The organism is Nocardia sp. NRRL S-836 (assembly GCF_001279525.1).
GTDB lineage: Bacteria > Actinomycetota > Actinomycetes > Mycobacteriales > Pseudonocardiaceae > Lentzea.
The window spans coordinates 90,290-106,347 of sequence record NZ_LGDY01000100.1; the positions used below are offsets into that span (position 1 = coordinate 90,290).

The window sequence follows — 16,058 nt, forward strand, 5'->3', positions numbered from 1 at the left end:
GCACAACTTGATCTACCACGGGGCACGCAAGTGCCGTTGCAGTATTAGTCGCTGGCAGGAGGAGGAAGGTAGCGATGGGTGACGTTGTGGTGCCATTGTTGGCATCCGGCGATCCAGTCACACAGTCCACTCACCTGCGTGGTCAGCTCGAATGCATGCGTATCTTGCTTGCTGGACAGACTTTCCCGCAGTTCCAGGAACCTCTTTACTTTGCTGTCGATAAGGGCTCGCACTTCGTCGATCGCGCGACTTCGGTCGAGCTTGTGTTCGTGCTCCACCACCAAGATCAGATTTGTCACCATCCCGCCGGCTTCCTCCTTGTTCAAGGAGTAGAGATCATTCGTCCATGCGATCATGTCCACCGCTGTCAACAGGATTTCTTGATAAGTGTCGGAATAATAGGTTTCAGGGGAAAGCTCTACTCCGTTACAAAATTCGATAAGGTCGAGAGATGGCAGGATTGCCGATGTGTTGCGGCGCAGAAGAACATAGTCTTCCAATGAAGGCGGGATGCCTTCGTGCTTCAGGTGAAGCTCCTGCCCGGCCGAGTCGAGAGTATCCACAATGTGTTCGATGAAGCGATTTCGCCAGTGCGACGAAACCGACATCGACATCTGATCCAATGTGCTTGCCAAAATTTCGGCTGTTGTCGTGTTCGCTGGCGCTTCGGGTGTTCTTCCGTGGCGGAGCACCTCGCGGACCCCGTCGACGAAAACGCGCCACGATTGCTCATCGCTGTATCGAACCCCGCTGTGTCGAACCCCTTCGCTTTCGTCATCGACAACGTAAAACCAAGCGTATACCTCTGCGGCCAGCTTCACTTCTCTCATGGGGGCATCGGGATGAGTGTATGCGCAGAACTCTCCTGATCGAGTGCAGGCCAGTCCATCAGCCGCTCTCTCGTTGGCGACGAGTCGAGACCGGATTGCCCAGTCGCGAACATGCTCCTCAACCTCCAGATAGCCAGGGTGCACTCGGAACTGAAAGGGAAGGTCAATTGGAATGAACCGAGAGGAATTCAATGCCGCCTTCTTCGATGGATGTTCCGAAAGGGTTTTTCTCATTGGATCCGATTATCGATCACGCGGGTTCCCATGCTTCCGCGGTGATGTTGCCGACCTCCGTTCAGGGTGTTACGTGGAATCCTTGTTCCCGCCGGCTTGTTCAGTGATACGCGAGGCTTCTTTGCTGAACGTCGTGACAACCGCGCACTCCGGAATGAACTCGACGATCTCGCCTTCGACCAAGGGTTGGTCCTCGCTGTTGTCCGAGCCGACCCCAGGTTGACCTCACGCACCTCGCCCGGACCGTTCGCGACCCAGCCCATCACCGCTGCCGGAACGGGAGATCTTCACGCCTCCGGACCACAGTGACCTGCTCGGCTAATGTGTCCGCGTCCGGCTGTGTTCGCCGTGCATCACGGTCAGACCACGGTCTTCAGCCTGCGCGGCCCGCAGGTTCAGCGAACGCAGAACCGACAGACCGCCATCACCTCGCAGCTTCGTCCCGGCGGGATCACCAGGACGGCAGCCCAGGCTTGCAGTGCTTTCAGCGCGTGCGTGCCGGAGTCCGTCGCGATGGCCGACTCAGTGTTCACGGGCGGTCACCAGGTTCGCGAGAGCCGTCAGCTCGCCGGCGGGCCCCGGCGCCGGGTCGGCTGCGTGCAGGTATTCCAGCGCTTGATCGAGGTGTCGGCGGGCCTCGGCCTGCGTGCGGTCCCGGGCGCCGGCCTGTTCGATCAGCGCGGCCGCGGTCTCCAGGTGCTCTTCGTTCAGGGGCTCGGCCCGGCGGTACAGCGCAGCGAACGCCCGGCCCTCCGCCGACGCCGAGTCCAGCGCGAGAATCACCGGGAACGTCTTCTTCCGCGACCGCAGGTCCGAGCGAGCGGGCTTGCCCGTCACGGCCGGGTCACCCCAGATGCCGAGGAAGTCGTCGATCAGCTGGAAGGCCAGCCCGAGATGGTGACCAAACTGCCGCAGGTGGCCCACGACGCCTGCGGGTGCCCCGCCGAGCGTGGCGCCCATCGCGCACGCACTGCTGAACAACGCGGCAGTCTTTCCGGCCGCCATCCGCACGTACTCCTCCTGTCCGACCCGCAGCCGTGACTCGAACTCGACGTCGTCACTTTGCCCGCGTACCAGCGCGAGCAACGCTCCCGCGAGCATCCGGGCAACCGGCAGGGTGCGAGGCGAGGCGACGGACACCAGCGCGTCGAACGCCAGCGCCAGCATCGCGTCGCCGGCGAGAGTGGCCGCCGGCACCCCGAAGGCCGCCCACGCCGTCGGCCGGTGCCGCCGTGTTTCGTCCTCGTCGATGATGTCGTCGTGCGCCAGCGAGAAGTTGTGCACCAGCTCCACCGCGGCAGCGGCGTGCACCGCCGACTCCGCACGGCCACCGACCGCCTCGGCCGAGAGCAGGACCAGCGCCTGGCGCAAACCCTTGCCAGTCGACCCGCTCACCGGACGGCCCTGCTTGTCAACCCAGCCGAACTGGTAACCGACGGCTTTCGCCATCGGTACGGGCAACCGTTCCACGGCTTTCCGCAACGCGGGATCCACGAGGTCGCGCGCCCAACCCAAGGTGTGCTCCGATCGCTGCGTCAACGGGGGTGTCACCAGACCTTCCACTCGAATAGGCCGCGATAAGCGGTCACCCGCGAAAGCCGCCCGATTCTCGTATCTTCCGTGCTCCCGGTGTGCGCGGTCTGCGTGCACCGAAACGCCGATCGCATAGTTCATCCGCGCGCGAACGCGAATACGATTCGGGATGATCGACTGTGATCACGCACGCCCCGCACAATTCCACTCTCGCTGAACGGCGATAGGTGTGCCATGAAACAGCACTGATTAATATGTGACTGCGGACCAATTTTCACCCGACGCCAGGTCCGGTTATCTACGGTAGCCGACGAGGTGCAGCCGGCGCATAGGTCCGATCGGGCGAATCTCAGTCGAAAGTCACATTCGATAGATTCCCAATTATGCGAGCCGAGCGCGAAGATAGCTCACCGTAATCGAAAGATGGACGATCTTGCGCCATTTCAGGTGCGCCTTGCGCGACTGGGGTGGTCTCGATCCGAGACACTATCCAAGGTCGTCGATCATCTGCATAGAATTTTGATCCCATCCTCGGAAAATTTGTCTCACCTGAGCGGCGCCCCTACGGCAGCAACGGAGGACAACCATGGCTCGAGACACCCGGCAGCGTCAGGGAATCATCAAGTTCCTCGGCAACATCGTCGACGAGAGCAAGAACATGGTCGACGATCTGCTCGACCGTGCCCACGACGTCGAGCGAGACCTGCGATCCACCGTCCGCCGGGCGTTGGACACCGACGAAGGCGACGACGATGTGCCAGAGGTGGATTTCTCGTCCCTGCAGGCCGCATTGGCTGAGCTGAGTGCCAAGGTCGATCAGCTGGCCATCGACCAAGGACACGCCCACCGCGGTTCGGAGGACGGCGAGCCGGCGAAGCCCTGACCCCGTACCGATGTGGGCGCGCAGGCCCCGGTCGCCATCCCACATCTGCCCGTCTCGAGCGAGGAGCGAGGAGAGCAACGACTGTGCGCGAACACCGTCTGCGCGCCCTGCTGGCCGCGCTGGGCCCCGTGGTGCACTCCGAACTGCACCACGGCGGCCGCTTCGGCCACAGCGCCGCGGGCGACCTGAGCCGGGCTCAGCGCCGGGCCCGCGAAGTCAGGCTGGCCTTCGAACGGCTCGGACCGTTCTACATCAAGGTCGGCCAAATGCTTTCGACTCGGCCGGATTTCGTCTCCGAGGAGATGATCGCCGAGTTCCGGACCCTGCACGACACCGTGTCGGTGCAGCCGTTCTCCCGATTCGAGCCGGTGCTGGCCGCCGAGATGGGACACCGGTGGCGGCGCCGATTCCGCACGTTCGACACTAGTCAGCCCCTGGGCGCGGCATCCCTGGCACAGGTCTACGCGGCCACCGAGCTCGACGGGCGGCCGGTCGTGGTCAAAGTGCAACGCCCCGGCATCGTTCCGCTGGTCACCCAGGACATGGCGCTACTGCGCCGGGCCGCGAAGCTGGTGACCAAGGCGTCCTCCAGCTTCGCTGAGGTCATCGACATTGAAGCCATGCTGGGCCTGCTGTTCGACGCCATGCGCTCGGAACTCGACTTCACCCTGGAAGCGCGGCAGATGGACCGGGGGCGCGCCGATGTCGCCGGGTTCAAACACCTCGACGTGCCCGAGGTGCTACTGGCCACCCCGCGGGTGATGATCCAGAGCCGGGCGCCGGGCAGGTCGATCCGCGACGCCGACCCGGCGGAGTTCCCGACTGCCGAGCGGCTCGCCATCGGCCGGGACCTGCTCGCCTACATGTACCGCAGCTACTTCACCACCAAGGTGTTCCACGCCGACCCGCACCCTGGCAACATCTTCGTCCACCCCGGTGAGAAAGCCTCACTCATCGACTGGGGCATGGTCGGGCGAATCGACCGCCGCACCAGCCAGGCTCTTCTGCTCGTCCTGATCAACGTCGCCATGAACGACGGGCAGGGACTCGCCCAAGCGTGGACCGACCTGGGCCGCGCCACCGACGGCGCCGACATCCCGGCCTTCCAGAACGACATGGAAGCACTCGTCCCGCATGTGGCAAGCGCGTCACTGCAAGACCTGAACTTCGGCGTCACGCTCACCGCCGTCCTCAAGAGCGCCACCAAGCGGCGAATCCGCACCAACCCCGCCGTCGCGGTGCTCGGCAAGTCCTTCGCCAACGTCGAAGGTTCCATCCGGTACCTGGCCCCGGAACTCAGCATCACCGACACCTTCCGCACCCAGCTGCCCGAAATCATGCTCGACCTGATCGAGGACACCGTCTCCGAACCACAGCTCGCCCGCACGACATTGGAACTCGTTTCGGGTGCCGGCACGGCACTCGTACAGATGCAGAACGTTCTTCGCGACCTCAGCAGCGGCCGACTCCAGCTCCGCGTCACCCAGCTTGGCCGCCTTTCACCCGCCGCCAGAAAGCGGCGAATACTCCTTGGTGCGGCACTGGCCGCCTACCTTTGGCGGCAGCGACCCCAGGCGCTCAGATCGACCGGTCGATGACACGAAAGGCGCTCTGGTCGCGCATATCACCGGCAGGCTTCCTCGACGCCGCATTCACGCTGGAGCTGTCGCCAAGATCGTGATAGGTCGGTGGACGTGCCGCTCGCAGGCCAGCGGGGCTTTCGTGGATCTGCTTCAAGAACGGGCTATGGCGGCGGCGCGATGGGAGGCACCGGTTTCTCAGGTGTAATTGCCTTTGCGTCTGTCGTGAGCGCTTTCGCGCTCACCCGCACCGCGCCTGGGGACGAGGTGCTCTTAGTCGTCGAAGTCCGCGTGCAATTCGGCCAGCGCCAGCGCCGCCGTCCTATGACCGCACGCCGGCGTGCGGTCATAGGACGGCGGCGACCTCGATAGCGGCGCGCAGGTCCAAGACGTCGGCCTGCTCGGTCACGACGCTCACGGAACGTGATGGTGGGGATGAAGCCGCCAGACTCGACCGCATCCCTGGGTAGGTAGTCGGTGGACACGACCTGCCGCGTTCGCGTTGCGCCAGCGGGTGACAGCGTCACCGATGGGCCTTCTCGAACTCCTCGATGACATGCGTGGGGATGCGACCGCGGTCGGAGAGCTCGTGGCCGTTGGAGCGGGCCCACGCACGGATTGCCTGAGTCTGTTCTTTGCTACGGGACTCGGCTACCACGGTGCGTGTGATGGCGCCTGCCTTCTTCGGGCGAGCTTTGGTGCGCCGCGCACTGGCGACGAAGTCCGCGAGGCAGTCCCGCAGTCGCGACGCGTTGTCCGGATTGAGATCGATGTCGTAGGCGACGCCGTCGAGACCGAAGCTGACGGCTTCGACATCTGCGGATGCGGTGCCGTCGAGGTCGTCGATGAGCTGAACAAAAACCTTCTGTGCCACGAGTTGCTCCGTTTGCTATGCGGTTTCGGGTTCGAGTGATGACTTAGTGATGACTTTAGCAAGATCGTATGGCGTTCCGGTGCAACAACACAGAGGCGGCGGGACTTACCGATGCCGCTACCGGCCGCTGCAGTCCGTGTTCTGCCGATGGATACTGACATCACAGCAGCTTTGCGCAGCGCAGCTAGATGCACTCTCCCCGATCACTTCCGCGCCTGGCGCAGAAGTTTCCTTTTGGCACCGCAGTCTTCTGTGCTCGCAGTTTTGTTCGAGACTCGCACAGCGAGACAACCGCCGGGCGCGCTCGCGCCCGGCGACGGCGGGCTGCACGTCACTTACGCGAAGCAGTGGAAGACCTGGATCGCCTGTACTCACTCGCTTCAATCGCGTTCACGTGTACTTCTTCACCGGCCGCGATGACAGGGCCAGCGGATTGCTGCCGACTGCCGTCGTCTGCGATGCGACTTCGACCGGCGCTCCGCGCGCCTCACCGAACCAGTAGTTCGGCTGGCGGACGGTCGACGCAGTCCAATCACCTGGGCAAGGAAGAAATGGAACGTGAAGCCGTGCCGCCAGAACCGCGACACCGTAAGACGCAGTATGTCGATGCAGTCAAACGATGATTTCGGAGTCTTGCCAGGCCACGCAGGTTGGACGCTGCTCCGTCGCCATGAACTCCAGCAGCGCCTCGCGTACCTTGTCCAGCGGGAGCACCGCGTCCGCGGGGAACTCCGTCCGCGTGTCGAAGTCGATGTAGAGCGGCCTCTTCACCTCGCAGACCATGAGGGTGCCGTCGTCGTCTACCGCGATGATGTCGGCCTTCGACGCCCAGTCGCGCATCTCGTCCGAAGCCTGCTCTTCTGCATCTTCGCGTTTGCCGTGCCGTGCACGCGGCGGGATGAAGTTCGGCATTCCGGCCGCGTGGAGTGCCCCGATCCCCGACTCGGCGTCGACGTCGAATTTGATCTGATGATCAGGTCGGTTGCGCCGCCCTATGGTCGGGCGGTCTTTCGCGTACATCACCGTCGGCTGCGGCTGCCGGTTGGTCAGGATTTCGTGCAGTGCGCGCAGCATCTCGGACTCCGTCTGCACCGTGACGGGCGTCCGGCCGCAAGGGTTGCTGACGGTGGAGTAATACATGTCAACCGCGTTCACGGCTGGCTCCTCCCGGTGAATGTCTCCGACCCTACGGGATCGTGCATGGTCAGCGTTTGCCCTGGTAGCAGGACGTCGGGAATGACCTCCGGGCACGAATATTGTCCCTGCACATCACGCTGTTGACGACCACCTCGACGTGTGCGACGCGGGCATTGCGCTGTCGCCACGCGACCTTGGTCTCGACGTGCTCGCTCGCGGTTACCCGCCCGTATCGGCCTTCGGGGTATCCCTGCGCACGAAGGTGTGTTCCGAGGGCGATGTGCTCGCCATCTGGTTCCTGACCGCTCTGGACGAGTTCGGTGTTGCCGTCCTCGTCCACGTAGATGTCCCTGGTGATGTACGAGGGCAGCTTCTCGCGCTGCTGCTCAGCCCATGACTTCTCCGGGGCGGCGTCGCCGGCCAGTTCCTCGGCCTCGTGCAGCATCGCCTTGACCTGCTCGGCCTTGCTCTCAACATTGTCCAGACCTGCCGCTACTTCGCCGAATCCGGACATCACCCTGGCTGCCTTCCCGAACACCGGCCGGGATCGCGGCGCGCAGCACCGACAGTCTCGGTTCGCGGGCAGCTCGCGGCGTCCTTGGGAATCGCCTGACGAGCCTGGCGTCGGACGCGGAGTACACCGCGACAGTCTGACCACCGGCGGACGATGCCGCCCAGCCTGGTGTTGTGGCCACACACGCCCGCAGCACGATGCATACGGCTGCATGGTCAAGGGCGGCCCGCAGGATCGTCGTGCAGCGTGTTCCTGGATCGGCCGGTCAGCATTTCCAGGTCATGCCAGACAACCGGACGAAAGCAGTGATCGAGGAATACAAGCATGGGAAGGTCATCGTGAAAATCTACTATCTCAACGGCACCGAGATGAGTTGAACGATCGCCTGCCGCGGCACGCAACTGAGCAGTGGTTGGATTCGGCCAATTCTGTACCGTGCAGGGGGCCGTTCTCCCCAACCGGCAAGTCCGACGTGGCCGTGTGCATCGAACGGGGTTCTCCGTGACAACCGGTGCTCTACCACGCTGCCACCGGCGCGCCTAACGTGTCGCCCGGGACACTCGTTCGTGCGGATCGGCGGTGCCGGTATTGCGTCAGCCGCCCACGGCACCAGTATGAGAAACGTCGCGTGCTCGAAGCGGACGCGACGAGGGAGGTAGCGCGACCGGCAGCGCCGAGGCGACGCCGCGAACAGCAATCGTCCACTGGAACGCGAAGAGTTTCCGCGTGACGATGTAGTGGCCAGTAGCGCAGTCGATCATCCTGTTCGATTCAGGACAGCGCTTAAAGGGGCGACCAGAGGAAGAAACCCATGGCGAAGAGACTCCGACGTCGATCGCTGACGGCTGCGGCCATGGTCACAGGTGTGACGATGATGTGGTGTGCAGCCCCAGCAGCGGCGTTCACCGGCGGCTATGAGCCGCAAACAGCCGTGCAGGCACCTTGGTACGTCTCCGTCCACGGCAAGCCGACAAAGGGTGCTTCCTGGAGTTGCAGCGGTGTACTCACCACGGCAACCACCGTAGCCACCGCAGCCCATTGCCTGACTGGTGGCGGCGAGGGCGTGGGTTCGGGCACGGTGTTCACCGTGTACCGCGGCACGGTCGGCACCACGCCGTCCCAGGCTGCAACCAAGCCGACGATCATCTCGCCCTCCACAGAAAGCGACCTTGGCCGGCTGTTCCTACCCAAGGGATTCGACAACGCCACGGCCGCCACGTCGGAACGCTCTCCGATCAAGACCAAGGTTACCGGCAAGTCGGGATACTTGTATGGCACGGGTCTCACCCCAAGCGGACCTGCGACGTCGATCAACCGGCTCCCGGTCACCACCGCGGAGTTGAAGACACCGGTCCGCGCGAAAATTGCCGCCAATCACACCACACCGCCTCAACACGCGTGCCCGGGCGATTCCGGCGGACCGTTGATGATCTGGAGGGACAAGACCGGCGGAGGCCGGGAACTGGTCCTGGCGGGTCTAATCATCACCGGTGCCGGGACGTGTCCGCTTCAGCCCACGGGAACAACCACCGTCGTGGCGTGGACTGCCAAGTTCAACGACCTCTTCGTGGCAGCCACCCCTCAGTCCTGAGCCGCACGCCGCTCTTCCACTTCGTGAAGAAGCGCGCACTTCCACATTTCCTTCTTTACTGCAGGAAGGCCAGCGATGCGAACGTTCGGCAAGACAGCCGGCCGACTACGTCGGCACCGGGCAGGCGCGCCTGTCGCCTTGTACGCGGTAGCACTGTGCGCCACGATCGGGCTGCCGCCATCAGCGGCAGCCTTCACGGGTGACTACAAGACGGGAACACCGGACAAGGCTCCCTGGTACGTCTCCATCCTCATTACCCGGCCTTCCCAGCCGAAGGCGATCTGCAGCGGCGTGCTGACCACGTCCCGAACCGTGGCGACCGCTGCCCACTGCCTGAGTCACGGCACCAAGGCCACCTACACCGTCTATCGCGACATCCCCGGTAAGGGCGTCAACCAGGTCGCCACGGACCCCACGATCGTCTCCCTCCCGCAGGCATCCGACCTCGGACGGCTCTACCTGCCCAAGGCGTTCGACGGGTCGAGCCCTGTCCCGGCCATCCGCTCCAACAGCAAGAAGGACGTCATCGGCAAAAGCGGCTACATGTATGGCACGGGTCAAGTCCCCGGCGGTTACGCCAAGAAGATCCTTCGTGTGGCGGTGACGACGTACGAGTGGAATCCCGTGAACGTGCACACCTTCGCCGCTGTCCACAAAGGCGATCCGAACAACGCGCACGCCTGCGCCGGCGACTCCGGTGGCCCCTTGATGGTGCGCCGCATCAAACCGGGAACCCAACAGGAAGAACTCGCCCTGGCTGGCTTGTTGCTCTCCGGGCCTGCCGACCCCGACGGGAAGTCGACCTGCCCGAAGAACCCCACCGACTACCGCACGAACATCGGGTGGACGGCGAACAAGGACGGCCTGTTCGCCGCACCGCCACGCTGAGAACGCAGACACTATTCCGCTACCCAGTTGTCACGGCGATGACGGACCTTCCGAAAGGCGAAAACGATGACAGACACACAAGACACGCGTGCGGCGAGGCAGATCAGGGAGAACCGGGGTGCCGAGCCTTCGGGGAACGGGCATGACGGACTCGGGATGGCTTGGGTGCAGCCGCGAGGGGAGGATGAGGTGCCCGTGATCCAGTGGAAGGTGCCCGAGGCGGACAGGTACCAGCTGCTCGTCGTGGACGAGCCCGACGTTCCCCATGTCATCGGAGAGGCCGGCCGGGCGTCGGAGTTGCCCTATGCGCCCTTCCCCGCCGACTGGGGGGTGTTTTGCAAGGTCAGGGCGCTGCGCGGCGACGAAGTTCTCGCGACATCGGCGCTGAGCATCGGCGACCCCCAGAAGAAAGCCGACTTCCGGGGATTCGCCCGGTCGCTGGAGGCGAATAACAAAGGTTGGGGCGCCATTGCCCCGGCGAAGCCCGACGAGATCATACCGGGAACGCCCAAGACGGAGATCGACGGTGATCACGTTAAAACGATCACCCCCATGACCATGACGAAGACCCCGGGAGCGCTGGTCACCTTCGACGCCGCGGCCAACAACACGCTGTGGCCTGGTTCCATCGTGCAGGGCAAGGAAGCGGTCGCCGGGAAGCTCGTCACGGTGGGCATATCGGAGACCAAGCGCAAGAAGATCAAGATTGGCGTGTCGGGCCTGACGACGAACAAGACGACGGCCTCGGTCAAACCTACGTACGACGACACGCTCGGTGCGATCAAGGACGCCGTCAAGGACGCGGAACCGGGCGGCCGCGACTTCTACATCTACTTCGCCGAAGGGCACTCCGCCCAACAGCTCTGCCTGGAGCTCGGCGTTTCGGCGAAGTATCTCAAGTTCGAAGGAAGCCTCAACTTCAGGGCCTCCACGGAGAAGTACTGCAACACCGTCGTCGCGTACATCCGTGAGACCGCCTTCACCGCCATGCCCTCCGTCACGGACCTCAACGACTTCTTCGCCGACACGTTCACCGAAGGTGACCTGAAACAACTGCAGACAGACCAGGTCGTCGGTGATTGCAATCCGCCACTCTACGTTTCCGCGGTCGTCTACGGTCGCATCCTCTTCTTCGCGGTCACCGCGATGGGGTCGACCACCGACATCAAGGCGGCCATCAGGGCGTCGTTCGACGGCTGGAAGATCAGCGGCGAGATGAAGACGAAGCTCCAGGCGCTGCTCAAGCACACCAAGACCGACATCGTCGCGCTCGGCAAGGGCTGTCCGGGCAACATCGGCGATCTCCTGAAGGGAGCCGACGGCCTGAAGAGCTACCTCGACAGCTTGGACAACAAACCGGCCAAGTACGGCGTGGTGGGGTACCAGTTGAAGACCTTCACCGACCAGATCGCCAAGCAGAGCGAGACCGCCAAGTACAACCGTACGGTGTGGGAAAAAAATGCGCTCACCGTCGAGGTTCTGAAGTTCATAGATAACGTAGACATCAGCGGAACTGTCTCCTTCCCGGGAGAAGGAAGCCAGCAGGGAACATTTCAGAAAGACAAAACACTGTCACCAACCGCCATCGCGGCCGGTGTGAAAATCCATCAGATCGGGTACTCGGAAGCCAGGGGATCCTACAAGATCACATACGAAAAGAGGCACAACTACGAAGGGATCGCCAAATTGAACACTCTCAGTGCCCGAAGCTTGGGTGAACAGCAGGTCGTTCTTTCCTTCCATAACGCGGAGGACACCATCAGGTATGCGTACGTGAACGCGTGGTGCGACGTCAGGCGGGGCTGAGGAGCACAGGAGCGAACCATGGGCTGCGCCAAGAACTGATCAGCCACTCGTCCGGAGTGGACCACCCCCTGTACGCGCTGGTGTGGTTCCCGACACGATCCTGGACTGGGACGCTCGCCCTACAACATGGCGGTTGGTCAGCTTGTCGCGAGAAGCGGACAACGACGTCGTTGTCGGCAGAGGTCGGGGGCATTGTCCACGGCGCGAGTGCGGGCGACCACCAGACCGCCGACCGCTGCCACTGGTGGAGCAGAGCGCGGCGGCGCCCAGGACGCAGGCGGCCCGCCTGGTATCGGACCGGGGCCGGCACAGCGCGTGGTCGGGTTGAACCACGGGTGATGTAGGCGCGGGGTGCACGTGCGGGTCTAGCGGGCCAGGATCCTGCGCAACCGGCGCGAACCTCGTCGGCACGAACCTCAGCCGCGCGCACCTTTGGGGGCGCGCCTAATGAGAAGACCATCATCGACGACGTCAAGACCGGTGAGGACTCCGAGGGCGCGTGGTGGCGGCCGGGCCGACCAAGTCTCATGATCGGGAACGGCTGCCACCACAAGGACTACGTGTCGCGGCTTGGGTGATTTTCACCGACCATGGCTAATGGCGCTCCACAAACCGTCGGGGATGCCATCGAGCCGCAGCTCGGCCACTGCGCACCTTCGTCATCGTCAACTCGGACCACCCCGACCACACCGTTCTGGCCGGGACGCTCCGGGAACACCTGCGCTGGCGCAACGCCAACGCACGCCACCCCGACATCCTCGACGCACAACGCCGCGAACAAGCACGCGTCCGCAGCGAACGCCACCGACGACGGGGCCGACCACGATCCCAGGCGGCCTGGCCAACCCGGCGAACCTGAGTGGCCAACGCACTAGGCGCCCCCACCCCTGGGGCCTCACATACTGCGAATGGTTCTTTCTGATTCACCCGAATGGCCGATGACGCTGCTGTGGGGATCACGCGATCACTCCAGCAAGTGATCCGCATCACTCGGCAGGGGGTTCCTTCGATCCGTCGCCCGGTCGGGCCATGACGCGCTTCGTGCGGGCGGTCGGGATCGGCGGGAACCGCTGGAACGACAACAAGGAAGCCCCCTGTGGGGTCGTGGTGAAGTTCCCTGGCAGGACAGCCACGGGACCGCACCCAGGGGGCGGAAATGGAGCTAGTGATGAACCGTACCCGCCGTATCCTCACCGCAGCAGCCTGTCTGCCAGCCGCCCTGCTGATCGGGCTGGGCATGGCCGGCACCGCCTCGGCCCAGACAGTCAACTGCCCCAGTGTCAACCTGAACGGCCTCGCCAGCGTCGACTGCAAGGTCCAGGTCCAGGACAACAACAACAACAACGTCATAATGATCATGGTCGACGGGACCGTTGCTTCGAGCAGTTCCGATCTTGACCGCCTCCTCGACCTCCTCGCCGCGAGGCTTGGGATTAATGGGTGATCGAACTCTTCGCGGTACCGTCAGATGGAGCCTGACGTCGCGCTGGATGGCACCGCTCACCGAGCGTGGTGATGGACGCGTTCACATCGGTGCGTGAACGGTGCAAGTGTGGCCGGGGACCCCAGGAATGCTCTTGCGGTCCCCGGCGTCACGCAACAACTCTGCGCACGAACCTTCACCACCCTGACGTCCTTCAGTGGATGTTCCCGGCCGTCAGTGCGCACTCCGCTGGAGCACGCTTCATCCCCCATGGAGAACCATCCCGCGCTGCGTTCGGCCATGCCGGTCAGAGGGGCTTGCGCAGGCGCTGCGTGGAATAGCTGCCCTTCTGTGTGGCCGAGGTGACCTCCGCTGCCGCGCAATCGAGCAGGATTGAAGGTCCGCTGCTTTCACAACCTGGCCAACTCGGTCCGAGCGCAATCTGGTCGCGTGTGGTCGTTGACGTTCAGGAGCAGATCGACGATGTCGATGGTCTCCCGAAGACCGATAGCCCTCGAACTGGACAGCGACCTCGCTCACCAACGCGCAGGTCCCCGGCGGGCCGTCCCGCCCGCCCCTCGGAGTGGACGCTGACCGCCACCACCTCATGTCGCGGTGATGTGCCGGGCGACGTCTTGGCGAGACCCCTGATCTTCGATAGGCCTGGGGTCGCGGGCGCAGGCGCGGTCGACCAGGACGGTGAGCCACTCGTTGACGCCGACGGTGTGTGCGCGAGGCGCAGGCTGTGGGCGACGTCGAAGACCCGGTCGTGGCGGTAGCCGAGTTGCTTGATGTCGAGGCCGTCTTCGGCGGCGAGCACGGCCGCGCCGGCGGGTGCCAGGACGTCGTAGTGCATGGGTGCGGTGCCGAGTGTGACGAAGGGCTGGAAGCGGTCGACGACGCCCCACGGGTAGAGCTCGCGCAGCCGCATCCGGCCGGATCGGAAGCTGGGGAAGGTCAGGGCGGTGATCTGGTGGGCGGTGAGGACCTTGTGTTCCCAGAGCATCCGGGCGATCCACTTGTCGCGCGGTGTCAGCCGCCACGCCAGCACGGCCTGATCGGATGCGGTTCGGGCGGCGACGCGTGGACGTTCACCGCTCAAATCCTCGGCGGCAGGTGAACCCGTACTCCCCGGCATGCCGGTGTGAGGACTCCACCGCACTACGGGCTTGTGGGCGACTCCAGCCCACAGAACCGACTCGTTCGAGGCCTCGAACCGGATGACCGGCGCTTCAGCCGCGGCATCCTCTAGATGCACAACGGAATCCAGGTCGCGCCGGGTTCGACAACCTTGTCCCGGTGGGCGTGGCGGACCTACACCCATCCGGCGAGCGCCGCCGAGAGCGTGGAGCCGAACACCGTTCGCAAGATCATGATCGCGAGCAGCTACTGGTCGTCGCCACCGACTACGAGCCAGAGCCGAACGTGTTGTGCAGCCCGAAGCGGCGGTGCCCCTGACCGAAGCGGCGAGACCTCGGTCAGGGGTCGTCCGCCTGCCGTCAGGAGATGGGGCGTTCGTCGACGACGTCGATCAGCTTTCCGGTGCGCTGGTTGGTCGTCAGGTCGGCGGGGCGGACCCATTCCGCCGTGATGGGGTGGATGACGCCTCGCTGGACCGCGGTGGAATAGGCCGGGCTGGCGGCGTAGACCGCGTCGATGATCGTCTGGTTCAGGTCGTCCGGGGCGCCGTTCGCGGCCAAGCGGAGGATCAGGCCGTCCTTGCCGTCCCATCGGCGGGCGATCATCTGGGTACCGGTGATGACCCCATCCCGGTCAGCGCGGGCGATGACCGTGCGGATCTCGCCGGGGCGCAGGACGTCGAGGCCGACCTTGATGGAGTCCTCGGAGCGGCCCAGCAGACGGAACCGCAGGTGCTCGGGGTCGACCCATTCCGCTCGGTCGCCGACGGGATAGCGGATGACGGGCATGAGGGTGCGCGACATGTTGGTGGCGACCAGCCTGCCCGGCACACCCGCGGTGGTGATCGGCTCGCCGGTGTCCTCGTCCAGCAGTTCGATGAGGCTGTAAGGGGCGAGCGACTCGTGCACGCGCACGTCGTCGCCGGCGACCGGGGCACCGAGAGGGCCACCGTCGACGGCGGCGTAGCCGAGGGAGCCGATGCGCGCGTTCGGAAAGGCCTTGGCGAGCACCGTGCGGACATCGTCGAAGAGGGGTTCGCCCGCGAAGAGGAGCAGCTCGATGGAGTCGGCCGCCTCGCCGCGTTCCAGGAGGAGGTCGGCGACCTTGACCAGGGTGGTGGCCATGCCGCAGGTGACGTTGACGTCGAACTCCTTGATCGTGGCGGCGATCAAGTCGACCGGGGCGGTGCCCGCGATCGGCAGTCGCAGGTTCTCCACCGATGCCTTGGCCAGCACGTCGTTGGTGAACAAGAAGCCGCTGTAGAGCTCACCCGCGACGAACAGGTTGGCCACCCGGTGGCCCGCGCGCAGTCCGGCCTTGATCAAGCCGGTGCCGAACGCGACGGCCGCGTCGGTGTTCTCCTCCTCGTCCCAGGGCGAGAACTTCGGCGCGCCGGTGGTCCCGCCGGACTTGTACACAATCCCGTTCGTCAGCGGCCTGGTGAGCAATCGGTTGTCCGGGAACGTGTTCGCGGCCCAGAACGCCTCCTGGTCCACGACCGGGAGCTGCCGCAGATCGGTGACGGTCTCAGGCAAGTCGCGGTAGAGCTCTGCGTAGAACGGGGAGTTGCGTCGTGCGTAGTCGACCAGCGTTTGCAAGGACTTGGCAGGCACCTGATCCTCTTC

14 protein-coding genes are annotated in these 16,058 nt (G+C 64.4%); 7 read left to right on the forward strand and 7 right to left on the reverse strand.

The features are described 5' to 3' along the window. Positions 1-44: 44 nt before the first annotated feature. Positions 45-1,064, reverse strand: a complete 1,020-nt coding sequence (locus ADL03_RS47215; protein WP_157528978.1) for a hypothetical protein — start codon at positions 1,062-1,064, stop codon at positions 45-47. Between the two features lie 522 nt (positions 1,065-1,586). Beyond that, entirely contained in the window at positions 1,587-2,738 is a 1,152-nt protein-coding gene (locus ADL03_RS20330; protein WP_082373301.1) for a polyprenyl synthetase family protein, read from the reverse strand. A gap of 445 nt (positions 2,739-3,183) precedes the next feature. On the opposite strand from ADL03_RS20330, the gene ADL03_RS20335 reads away from it, so the two are divergent. Together ADL03_RS20335 and ADL03_RS20340 are read left to right on the forward strand one after the other, a co-directional pair. Continuing rightward, the gene (locus ADL03_RS20335; RefSeq protein WP_053735081.1) at positions 3,184-3,480 is read left to right on the forward strand and encodes a hypothetical protein; all 297 of its coding nucleotides are present in this window, start codon (positions 3,184-3,186) and stop codon (positions 3,478-3,480) included. 83 nt (positions 3,481-3,563) lie between these two features. Continuing rightward, positions 3,564-5,078 (forward strand): AarF/ABC1/UbiB kinase family protein, encoded by a 1,515-nt coding sequence (locus ADL03_RS20340; RefSeq protein ID WP_197288487.1) that lies wholly within the window; start codon positions 3,564-3,566, stop codon positions 5,076-5,078. Positions 5,079-5,583: 505 nt separating this feature from the next. Here the strand turns inward: ADL03_RS20340 and ADL03_RS20345 are convergent. The 3 genes from ADL03_RS20345 to ADL03_RS20355 all read right to left on the reverse strand — a co-directional run bounded on the left by ADL03_RS20345 (position 5,584) and on the right by ADL03_RS20355 (position 7,585). Then, positions 5,584-5,934, reverse strand: a complete 351-nt coding sequence (locus tag ADL03_RS20345) for an Lsr2 family protein (protein ID WP_053735082.1) — start codon at positions 5,932-5,934, stop codon at positions 5,584-5,586. 612 nt (positions 5,935-6,546) lie between these two features. After that, positions 6,547-7,089 carry an Imm1 family immunity protein gene (locus ADL03_RS20350; protein WP_053735083.1) on the reverse strand — a complete coding sequence of 181 codons (543 nt, stop codon included), beginning with the start codon at positions 7,087-7,089 and terminating at the stop codon, positions 6,547-6,549. A gap of 49 nt (positions 7,090-7,138) precedes the next feature. Next, positions 7,139-7,585 carry a DddA-like double-stranded DNA deaminase toxin gene (locus ADL03_RS20355; protein WP_197288488.1) on the reverse strand — a complete coding sequence of 149 codons (447 nt, stop codon included), beginning with the start codon at positions 7,583-7,585 and terminating at the stop codon, positions 7,139-7,141. A gap of 173 nt (positions 7,586-7,758) precedes the next feature. On the opposite strand from ADL03_RS20355, the gene ADL03_RS47220 reads away from it, so the two are divergent. The 5 genes from ADL03_RS47220 to ADL03_RS20370 all read left to right on the forward strand — a co-directional run bounded on the left by ADL03_RS47220 (position 7,759) and on the right by ADL03_RS20370 (position 13,314). Continuing rightward, positions 7,759-7,962: a hypothetical protein gene (locus ADL03_RS47220; RefSeq protein WP_197288489.1), complete on the forward strand. Its 204-nt coding sequence runs from the start codon at positions 7,759-7,761 to the stop codon at positions 7,960-7,962. A 434-nt stretch (positions 7,963-8,396) separates the two neighbouring features. Further along, a complete protein-coding gene (locus ADL03_RS45585) occupies positions 8,397-9,176 on the forward strand; it encodes a trypsin-like serine protease (RefSeq protein WP_082373302.1) in 780 nt (259 codons plus the stop codon). Between the two features lie 75 nt (positions 9,177-9,251). Then, on the forward strand, positions 9,252-10,064 hold the full coding sequence (locus ADL03_RS20360; protein ID WP_082373303.1) for a trypsin-like serine protease: 813 nt from the start codon (positions 9,252-9,254) through the stop codon (positions 10,062-10,064). A 66-nt stretch (positions 10,065-10,130) separates the two neighbouring features. After that, positions 10,131-11,870, forward strand: coding sequence for a thiol-activated cytolysin family protein (locus tag ADL03_RS20365; RefSeq protein ID WP_082373304.1), 1,740 nt, complete (start codon positions 10,131-10,133; stop codon positions 11,868-11,870). A 1,168-nt stretch (positions 11,871-13,038) separates the two neighbouring features. Continuing rightward, positions 13,039-13,314, forward strand: coding sequence for a hypothetical protein (locus ADL03_RS20370; protein WP_157528984.1), 276 nt, complete (start codon positions 13,039-13,041; stop codon positions 13,312-13,314). A 445-nt stretch (positions 13,315-13,759) separates the two neighbouring features. Here ADL03_RS20370 and ADL03_RS48505 read toward each other — a convergent pair whose 3' ends face one another. Together ADL03_RS48505 and ADL03_RS20380 are read right to left on the reverse strand one after the other, a co-directional pair. Continuing rightward, positions 13,760-14,344, reverse strand: coding sequence for a replication-relaxation family protein (locus ADL03_RS48505; RefSeq protein ID WP_197288491.1), 585 nt, complete (start codon positions 14,342-14,344; stop codon positions 13,760-13,762). A gap of 448 nt (positions 14,345-14,792) precedes the next feature. Beyond that, complete coding sequence (locus ADL03_RS20380) at positions 14,793-16,046, reverse strand: phenylacetate--CoA ligase family protein (RefSeq protein WP_053735088.1); 1,254 nt, start codon at positions 16,044-16,046, stop codon at positions 14,793-14,795. Positions 16,047-16,058 lie beyond the last annotated feature (12 nt).